Raw genomic sequence first — 10,959 nt, forward strand, 5'->3', positions numbered from 1 at the left:
AGCATCAATTGCAGACGGATAAGGGTTGCCGATAAAATTCCACTTATTCGCTGTAACAGCTACATTTATATCTCCGTTATTCGGCACACCTGTAAAAACGCCAGTAAAAGTACTCGGCGTAGTGGTGTCAAAACTCTGCGGACCTCTTATGCTGTATCCTTTTCCGACTTCCATATCAATGTTTCCGTAAAGACTCGTCTGCCATTTAGCATTGACGGCATCCCAGTAAAAAAACTTATCGTACAATGTCNTGTAACCGGCATTGACCAGTATGTTAAGTCATATCGTCGTATTGATGTTTCTCTTTTGTAAACAATATCTCCTGTATTTTGAATATTTGTCTTTTGTATTAAACTTGCTCCAGATTCAAAAACTAGTTTACCATTAGAGATCACTTCATTGGTAATTGTTAAAGTTATCCCTTTTGGAACTGTAACAAATGGGTCTGCTGCTCCATTAGGAACACTTATCGTTAACGAACAAGCTACAATATCTGTTGGAAAAGGATTTCCAGAAGCAGAAGCAATTATTACGCTTTTATTACCATCTGGAGTTCCATTAGACCATCCTGAACCGTTCCAAGTTGTTGTAGACGTTTGATTTATTATATTAACTGCTGCTACTGGACTGGATGTACAGTTTGAAGCATTTGTAACAGTAAAATTATAATTACCTGCTGCTAATCCAGTAATGTTGTGAGAACTTCCAGTCCCAGTAATCGTTTGTGATGCTGTTCCTGTTTGGTTAATTGTCCAATTTCCTGATGGGAGATTTGTTAGTGTAACACTTCCTGAACTACCACAAGTAAAATCACTATTTTTTGTAATTGTCGGTGCAGTTGGAGCTGGATTTACTGTTATTGTTGTAGAGCTACTAGTAGCCGCAGAACAAACTCCACTAGTCAAAACTGCACGATAAGATGTTGTAGCTGTTAAATTTGTAGCTGTATAAGTGGTAGTAGTATTAGCAATAGGTGTACCTGCTGTAGCAAAATTATTCAATGATGATTCCCAGCGTGTTACTGATCCTGTATGCCCGCTTAGAGTTAGTAAGGTACTATTAGTCCCTGTACAAACTGCTGTTCCTCCTGTGACACTGCCTCCAACAGAGGTTGGATTTACTGTAATCACTGCATTTCCGTTCATGTTTAAAGCACAGCCATTGGGAGAAGGATTTGTAGCAACTACCGTATAGATACCCGCTGCCGTTTTAGTACCAAAATTAATTGCACCGCCAGTTCCTAAAACTGCAGCCCCATTATCAATCCCACCTAACTTCAGTTGGTAGCTCACACCTAAAGTCGAATTAGCCAAACCAACAGCAAGTCCGGTACCGCCAAAACAGTACGAGCCTCCTCCAGTAACATTATAAACTGTTGGTGCAGCATTTAAATTAACATATGTAGTTGAAGGAGTTCCAGCACAACCACCTGTTGAAGTTACTACTACTGTTGCTTCTTGAGGTCCTGTTGCTGTTGCTGAAAAGGTTACAGTAGGGTTTTTAATTGTAGTTGATGAAAATACTGCTCCTGGAGATGTACTTGACCATGAATAAGTTACACCCGAAGCAGGAACATTTTCCACGTCTAATTGAACAGGTACGCCTGCACATGCAGTTAAGGTTTTAAAAGGACCTTTTGGTACTGTTGTAGCCATTGGAATCACTTGAACGCTTGGAACTAAAACAATATTATCTATAATAGAACCAAGGGTTGTTGTTCCTAGTGAGTTGTAAAATTCAACATATATAGTAGATGTTGTTGGTGTGAATGTAAGAGTCCCAAGAAAAGGAGTACTACTAGTATTACTGGTAGTATAGTTTATTGATGGGGTTGCGGCTCCATCTAGTATTCTAGCATCAACCGCAACAGATGCTGGAGACCCTGGTCTTCGAGCGTATAGAAAATTTAAGGTATAAGAAACCCCTGGTACAACTGTTACTTGTTGTCTTAGTGATGCTTCTGAATCTAATTCTGCTGTATTATCACTACCACCGTTACTAAAATATACACCTTCAGTTAGAACTTCAGTTTTCCATCCTTTTGCGGTCGCTATTGACCAATCTGCAGATCCATTTTTAAAATCACCATTTTTTATTAAATTGCTTACACAATTCGCAACAAGGGAAACCTGATCTGTAGATGTTCCACAGCTATTATTTATTGTCCAGTTTAATACATATGTTCCTGTTCCAAAAGGAGTAAATGTGGCGGTTGGACTTGAAGTACTGCTAAACTGACTTAATGAAGTGCTTGGCCCGCTCGCTATTGTCCATACTCCAGTACCAACTGTCGGGGTATTTGCTGCCAATGTAAATGTAGTATTACCATTTTGATCTGGGCCTGCATTTGAGACTGTTGGGAGTGGATTTACTGTAAATGTAGCGGAACTTGTTCCAGTCCCACCTGCAGTTGTAACTGTTACCATTCCCGTAGTTCCACTTCCAATCACAGCAACTATTTGTGATGCAGTAACAGAGGTTACAGATGACACCGGAATGCCACCAATTTTTATATTTGCAGCAGTTGCTCCTGTTAAATTTGTTCCGTTTATCGTTATGTTACTACCAACACAACCACTAGTAGAACTCAAACTTGTAATTGTTGGCATTACACTTGGTAGACTCATAGCTGACATAGCATATCTTACATTCCCGTTGGGAGTAATAGAAGATGTTGTAGCTAAATCTGATATATTTGAGGTAGATATGTTTCTTTTTGCAACTTCATTTTTCCAAGCATAAGCATTTCCGCCACCAGCTCCTCCATTATTTATACCTCCACTGCTCCAATTTCCATTTATAGTATAATTGGGAGTTGTATTAGAACTTTCATTATATAAACTAGAAATATAAATAGCTTGGTCGTTTGTATTCACAGACATTGCAGTACTTAATTTAGCAGTTGCACTATTGGGACTACTATTATCAAAGCCATTTCCAGATGTATAACTAGCAGGCGATTGGTCAACTCCTGCAAAAACACTATACCAAACGGTCATATTTGCGAGATTCGAACTTGACACTGAAGCTCCTGTAACATTTAGTGGACGAGAAGTGGCATCCATAACAGCATTATCTTTCAAATAATATAACCAAGTATGGGTACGCCCACTTGTAGTTCCATTACCAGTAGCTTTGGTTAAAGCAACGCCACCATATGTAATAGTTGTCGGATCAGCCTGAGTACCATCACTTCCTAATCTTGTATATGTTGATGAGATGGCTACAACGAGAATACGATTAGAACCTATAGCAATAGCTAAGTTTGCGCCTGTCCCTACTAGAGACGCTTGATCATATGCCTTAGTCCATGGAGTTGGCTGCGTTATCTGCGCTGACATAGTATTTATAAATACAAAAAACATCCCAACACAAAGCAATCCTAAACTTGGCGAGAATGTTCTCTTGGAAGAAAATTTAGAAAAAATAAATAATAAAAACGAGTAAAGTAGTTTTCTCATCATATAACAGTAGGTATTTGTTTTAAATTTGTTTTTGGTTTGCTTAAAGCAAAAAGGGCATTCTTTCAAAAAAAAGTAAATGTCTTTTGGTATTTTACTGAAATCTAAAATGTTAAAATCCTGACTTTTATCAGAAATCAAAATGTTAAAATTTCCGTACAAAAATATTTAAATTAGCCTAATCCACAAGGTTATAATTTATTTCTTTTCAGAATATATTAACAAATTTTAGAATTATTTTATAACTAATTGACAATTATTACATTTAAACGTTAAAAAGAATGAAAAACCCGACGAAGTGTACTTTTACTATCAAAGAAGCTTTACAAAAACTAGAGCATTTTTGCGCTTATCAAGAACGTTGTCATGATGAAGTTGTTGCTAAATTGTACAGCTTAAAAATGACTTCTGATGAAGTTAACAGTATTGTCGTACAATTAATTGAAGGAGACTTTCTTAATGAAACTCGTTTTGCCTGCAGCTTTGCTCGTGGTAAGCACCGTATTAAACATTGGGGAAAGATTAGAATTACAAACGAATTGAAAGCAAGACATATTTCGTCAACAAATATCACATTGGCTTTGAAGGAAATTTCTTCTGAAGAATATTTTGAAACTTTTGAAAATCTAGCCGAAAGATCTTGGAATAATATATCAGAAGGTAATCTTTTAAAAAAACGCAAAAAATTTTGTGATTATATGCTTCGAAGAGGATATGAAAGTAATTTAGTTTACGAAAAAGTAAAAGAATTGGAAGAAAATTAGAATGGTCTTTCCTTCTAACAAATGATTTTTTCAACTATTTCAAAATCACTTCTCTTGCACAAAAATTGTATTAAATTCCTTATTTAACACAAAATAACTTTTGGTTGTAAAATATTCCGTTTTTGCGGATTTTATGCCAAACCTGACGTTTTTCAGTCTAAAATCTCAAAAAACGACCTCAAAAAACGTTAAATTTTACGATTATTCTTATATTTTTTTTTGTTGTTTTATAAGAAATCCCGCCAGTTGTTATTTTTTAATATGTATTTCGTCGACTTTTTTAACAATTCATCGAATATATATAGCTTATCAAAACCGTCCTGATTTGCAGCACGTAGATGTATATATCTTTGCGACGCATAAAACTCCTATGCCAGCATAACAAACTGATAGAAAACATTTAACATGAAAAAAACTTTACTTTTATTTTTATTGTTGCCTTTTTTAGGGTTTGCTCAATTAAGCGGCGATTATATTATCAGCTCAACAAATAGTAATCCCAACTTTAGAACACTTGCGCTTGCGGTTGCTCAGATTAATTCTGTTGGAGTTTCTGGTCCTGTTAAATTTTTACTAGATGAGGATCAAACCTTAACCTCATTACTTTCAATTAATCAGTTTAATACAACTGCCACTAATACATTAACAATTAAACCAAACGCAGGAAAGACTATAACTATTAATGCTAATATGCCTAATTCCTCAACTGGTGTACCAGCGGTTTTTAGATTTAATGGAGCCAGCAACATAATAATTGATGGTAGTAATTCGACCTTAAATACAAAAAATTTAACTTTAATAAATAACGACAATCTAAGTTATACTGCAAGAGCGATAATTTGGATTGCTAGTAATGGTGCTACAGGTTCTACTAATATTACAATTAAAAACAGCAATTTTAGATTTTCTACTCGTAATCAGCAATTAAACCTTTTGAGCGGAGTTTATTCGGGAAGTAACGCGATTGGCGGCAATAATACTATTGATGTCCAGACAAATAATGGGGCTAATTCAAATATTTCCATTGTAAACAATGACATGTTTAATGTGAAAGATGGAATTAACGTTAATGGAAGCAGTACTGCCGCAAATTCTCCTTCAGGGTGGAAAATACAAGGAAACAAAATTGGAAGTACAGTTACTGCCGAAAAACCAGTTAGAGCTATCTATTTGTCTTATGCTTTAAATTATGAAATTTCCGGCAATACAATATCTGGAATTAGAAATACTGAAAATCAAGGCAATGACGGGGCTGCAGTTATTCTTTTAGGTACAAGCTCAGGGACAATTTCTGGAAATATAATTAATAACATAATTAATGAAGTACATAATAATTCTTATTTTACAGCAGGAATTTTAAGTAGATCAAGCGGAGTCAATAGCATTATAAACAACATAATAAGTAATGTTTACAACACTACTACAGATTCAAATAATGGAAATTTCTATAACAAAGGAAACAGTATTCATATTGCAAGTGGAAGTTCTACAAATATTTACTACAATACCATTATAGGAAGTGGTGCTCCAACTGGCACTGCATATGCTTCATGTTTATATATATCAGGTGGATCAGGCATAAACATTAAGAGCAATATTTTTGTTAATACTCAGTCTAATAAACAATATGCCATTTTCAATAATGGAGGAACTTTGGGGCAAATTAGTAATAATGATTACTATGTTACAAATGCAACAAATAAATTTCTAAATAGAATAAACGGAACTGAATATCCAGGAACAGGAACAACTGTACCTACTAACTGGAATACAGCAGTTTCAGACTCTAATTCTAAAATAATTTTACCAACGTTTGTTTCAAGTACCGATTATCACTTACAAGATGTTACTGTTAATAACGATCTTACTGGGATTCCAATTTCAGGAGTTACAACTGACATTGATGGTGACGCAAGGGTAAAACCTTATATGGGTGCTGATGAAATTTTAAAGTGTATACCAACTGGTGATCAAACAACTTTTGGCAATGAGTCTTGGATTGGATATGTTTACAAATGGACAGGAAATACTGCTCCAAATCCAGCAGCTCCAACTACTACACCAGACACGAGCATAGCAACTTACATTGGAACAGTAACAGAAAATAAAAATTTTGACAGAAATGTTGCAGAAGGGGCCGTTAGTGGTGTTACAACTAATATCCCTTGTGAAACAGCACCAGCTGACAGGTTTTTTGTTCGATACAAAATGACTGCAAATATAACTGAAGCTGGTAGTTATAACTTCATGCTTGGAAGTGATGACGGTATTAGACTTTATATAGATGGAACAAAAGTATTGGAACGATGGAATCAGCATAGCTATACTGTAGATTCTGTTTTACAAAATTTGACTGCTGGTACACATCAATTTGTTCTTGAATATTTTGAATTTGATGGTTCATCTAGAGCAGCTATATCATTTGGTTTAATAAAAGGAGACCCAACAGTGTATGGAGATAAAGTTTGGAATGTTTACGGTTACGTTAAAAATGATCTAAACCTTGCAAATACAGTGTATGCAGGAAATTATGTAGATCCAAACTTAAACGTTGACTCAAAAACTTACTGGGGTGTTACAAAATCGCCTTCTGCAGCAACAATTTGGCAGGGAGCACCAATGCCAGATGATAATTTTACAGTTTCATTTAAACGCCGCGGTTTTCCTTGTGGTCAATATCAAATACAACTTGTAAATTCTGATGATGCCACTCAAATATATATTGATGGTAATTTAGTATTTACTCAGTCTGGATATACCAATACGGCTACTATAATTAACAATCCAACAACCTATTCTTTAAACAGTAATTCACGAGTAGAAATTCGTTTAAGAGAAGATGGAGGAAATGCAAATGTTGCTGTTAATTTCTTAAGAGTTTCTACTGCCTACAACGGGACAGGAACTCCAGCAGCAAATAGTTCAATACTAATTAATTCAAACACAACATTAAGCTCAGATCTTACTGTTTGTTCTTGTACAATCAACCCAAATTATACTTTAACAGTTCCTAAAGATGTTACGCTAACTGTTGATGAAGATATAACAGTAGGGACAGGAGCAAAATTACTAATACTTAGCGGCGGATCGTTAATTCAAACATCTAATAGTAAAACTATGTTTAGTGGAAATTCAACTGCTTTTGAAATGCAGAGAACTACCAAAGTACGTCGTTACGATTTGACTTACTGGTCAATGCCTGTTACCAATTCTAGTTTTACAATGCATGATTTGTCACCAGACACTTTATATGATAAATATTTTTACTGGAATCCTGATACTGCAAAATGGCAGACCAGTCTTTACGGAGCTATGCCTATGGAAGTTGGAAAAGGATACAGTATAAGAGCACCACAAACTTTTGACACCGTTAATCCTTCGGATTATACAGCAAAATTTATTGGTACCCCAAATAACGGAGATATAAATGTTGCTGTTACAGCAAACAAGTGGAATTTTATCGGTAACCCTTATCCGTCTGCAATTGATGCCGAAGAATTAATTTTTAATAATAACCTGGGCGCTGTTTATTTATGGACGCATAATTTACTTCCAGCTCAGACTGTAGCAGGAAGCTCGACATATTATTATGCAAGTGATGATTATGCAGTAATTAACGGAACAGGACAGGTTGAAGGACCTCAAGTTGGCGGACCATTTAAAGGTTATATCGGAGCGGGCCAATCATTCATTGCAAAACCGACCACATCGACGGTAAATTTCAAAAACAATCTGCGTGTAGGAGGTAATAATACACAGTTCTATAAAACTGCCAAAACAAACGGAATAGAAAAAAACCGCTTATGGCTGACATTAACTAATACGCAGGGAGCTTATAAACAAGCATTGCTTGGATATGTTGAGGGAGCAACAAATGGTATTGACTACAACTTTGATGCAACAACAATCTCGGGCAACAGTTTTGTAGATTTTTATACTGTTAACGGAACCAGTAAATTGTCAATTCAGGGACGTGCACTTCCATTTGAGAACAGCGATATAGTCCCATTGGGATATAAATCTACAATCGAAGGTGATTTTACTATTGCAATTGACCGTGCCGACGGTTTTTTTGAAACGCAGAATGTTTATTTAGAGGACAAAACAACAGGAAAAATGACAGATCTACGCAAAGAAAACTATACTTTTAAAACTGCAATAGGAACATTTACAGATCGTTTTGTCCTTCGTTATACTTCTAAAACTTTAGGAACAGATGATTTTGAAAATTCAGAAAGCGGGGTTTTAGTTTCTGTACAATCAAAAGTTATAAAAGTAAATTCTACTACTGAAAATATAAAAGAAGTACAGATTTATAATATTGGAGGTCAATTAATTTATACTAAAAACAAAATTGATTTGAATGAATTCCAGATATCAAATTTACAGTCTGGCAATCAAGTTTTATTAGCTAAAGTTATTTTAGATAATGACCATACAGTCACGAAAAAGATAATTTTTAATTAATGAGATTATACTCATAACAAAATCCGACACCTAATCAATGTCGGATTTTTGCGTGTTAGAAAATTTATATAAAATATTTAAAAGCATACCCAAAAAGCCCATTATCAACCAATCTTAACCACAAATTTCATGAGCACAAAAAAGCTATTGAATTTCAGTTCTTTATCATTAAAAAAAACAATTATTTTCTTTTTTCTGATATCATTAAAAATTACAGGCCAAAGTAATACAATAACCAGAATTCATACTGACTGGAATAAAACAGGAACTGGTTACTGGACATCAAATGCAGCAACAGGCGTAGGAAATCGTCCTGACAATGTCAATAATTTATTAGCATTTGAATGGAGAGGCCAAACTTTCTCGACAGGTGTAGAGGATAATAAATTAAACACAAATTCTGTTTCTTATAATGCGCAAAACTTTAGAGCTTTAAAAATTCAAACTTTAGGAGCAAACACAAGCACCTATTTTTTACAAGGATCGATGATAGATGGCTCAGCAACGGGAACCACCTTAATTCCACCATTAGCAGGAGCTGTATCAACTGGAAGCGAAAGGGCTTCAAGACTTACAGATGGCAAGAATGGATTAAGCTTAGGAACTGGAATCGCCAACATTCCAAATGGTACTGCGGAATTTAAAATCGGAACAAACAATTTAAATTTACTAGGCATAAATGACAATATTCCAGATTTACTCGTTACCCAAGTTGCCGAACCAGGAGGAACAGGAACTGAAGATATATTTAAATTTGTTGATGCAGCAGGAAACACTGTAGGTAATCAAATATCCGTTAGTTTTAATTCTGTTTCGGTTATTGGAACTTACAGTTTAGATTTATTTAGAGCGACAGATGGCGTAACGGCTTTTACACCAGCAGCTACAAGAGACATTAGAATGCTGGGAATCGAGACTAGTTCTTTTGGCATCACTTCTGCAAATGCGGCTCAGGTCGATCGTTTTGTAGTAGTTTTTTCAGGAAGCTCAGATTGTGCTTTTATAGCTTTCAATACAAAATCTTTAAAAATTGCAGATTTGAGTATGATTAAAAAAGCAACATTATCATCATGTGGTAAAGCAGGCGACGTCATCACTTACAATTTTGATATAAAAAACACAGGACAAGTTCCAATTACAAATATCAGTGTTTCTGACCCAATGCCTGGAATGGTGTTTTCAAGTAATCTAATTTCTTCTTTAGCTGTCGATCAAACAGCAACAATAACGGCAACTTACACAGTTACACCAGCAGATGTTGCTGCAGGAAGAATTGTTAATTCTGCTACAGTTACAGGAACTGATCCATCTTTAAATACTGTCACAGATATTTCTGGAGATGATTATAACAATAATAATGCAACAATTACCATCCTGCTTGCACCTCCAACAATTAGTGCGGTACATCCTGTTACCTGTGCAAGCTTAGGAAGTATTGATTTAACAAATTTACCTGCTTCAGGAACTTGGCAGATTACACAGACAGGAACTGCTTCTGCTACTTATAGTGGCACTGGATCTACGTTTACTGTACCAAATTTAGCTGTAGGTTCTTATTTTTTCAGGGTAAGTATCGGAGGCTGTAATTCACCATTAACATCAAGCACGGCTATTGGCGAAGATTCTTCAACTACTTGGAATGGATCTAGTTGGTCCAGTGGTCTTCCGACTATAACTCGAAGAGCAATTATTAGCTCCACAAATCCAAATCAGCCGTTTACAGCCAATACAACTATTTGTTCTTTGCTTGTTAATTCTGGAGCTTCTGTTGTAATACCTAGTGGAGTGACTTTAACCGTTACTAACAGCATTACAACAAACGGTCAGTTAACTTTTGAAAGCGGCTCAAGCTTATTACAAACAACAAATGCAATAAACACAGGAGATATTATTTACAAAAGAGAAACGTCAGTACGACGATATGATTTAACATACTGGTCAATGCCGGTTACGAAAACAGGATTTAAAATGAATCAGTTTTCAGCGGGGACATTGTACGATAAGTTTTTTTACTGGNTGGAAACATGGATATGGAAGTCGGAAAAGGATACAGCATAAGAGGTCCGCAGAGTTTTGACATCAATACGCCGAGTACTTTTACTGGCGTTTTTACAGGTGTGCCGAATAACGGAGATATAAATGTCTCTGTTACAGCAAACAAGTGGAATTTTATCGGCAACCCTTATCCGTCTGCAATTGATGCAGAAGATTTAATTTTTAATAATAATCTGGGCGCTGTTTACTTATGGACGCATAATTTACTTCCT

General features: G+C 35.5%; 3 protein-coding genes and 1 pseudogene. 3 read left to right on the forward strand and 1 reads right to left on the reverse strand.

The genetic code is table 11. The annotated features are described in order from the left end of the window. Positions 1–251: 251 nt before the first annotated feature. A pseudogene (locus tag ASE40_RS22570) lies at positions 252–3,464 on the reverse strand (beta strand repeat-containing protein); the annotation flags it as partial. Between the two features lie 278 nt (positions 3,465–3,742). Here ASE40_RS22570 and ASE40_RS02890 point away from each other — a divergent pair. From ASE40_RS02890 to ASE40_RS02900, 3 genes are all read left to right on the forward strand, one after another. Beyond that, positions 3,743–4,225, forward strand: coding sequence for a regulatory protein RecX (locus ASE40_RS02890; RefSeq protein WP_057115293.1), 483 nt, complete (start codon positions 3,743–3,745; stop codon positions 4,223–4,225). A gap of 405 nt (positions 4,226–4,630) precedes the next feature. Beyond that, complete coding sequence (locus tag ASE40_RS02895) at positions 4,631–8,692, forward strand: T9SS sorting signal type C domain-containing protein (RefSeq protein WP_057115294.1); 4,062 nt, start codon at positions 4,631–4,633, stop codon at positions 8,690–8,692. A gap of 129 nt (positions 8,693–8,821) precedes the next feature. Continuing rightward, positions 8,822–10,708: DUF11 domain-containing protein (locus tag ASE40_RS02900; protein ID WP_206742869.1), on the forward strand; the 1,887-nt coding region annotated here is incomplete at its 3' end. Between the last annotated feature and the right edge of the window lie 251 nt (positions 10,709–10,959).

It is taken from the genome of Flavobacterium sp. Root935, assembly GCF_001429295.1.
GTDB lineage: Bacteria > Bacteroidota > Bacteroidia > Flavobacteriales > Flavobacteriaceae > Flavobacterium.

Excerpts from the sequence above, each read along its gene's own strand:
- ASE40_RS02895 (WP_057115294.1), top strand. The coding sequence starts at position 4,631 with ATGAAAAAAACTTTACTTTTATTTTTATTGTTGCCTTTTTTAGGGTTT.
- ASE40_RS02890 (WP_057115293.1), top strand. The coding sequence starts at position 3,743 with ATGAAAAACCCGACGAAGTGTACTTTTACTATCAAAGAAGCTTTACAA.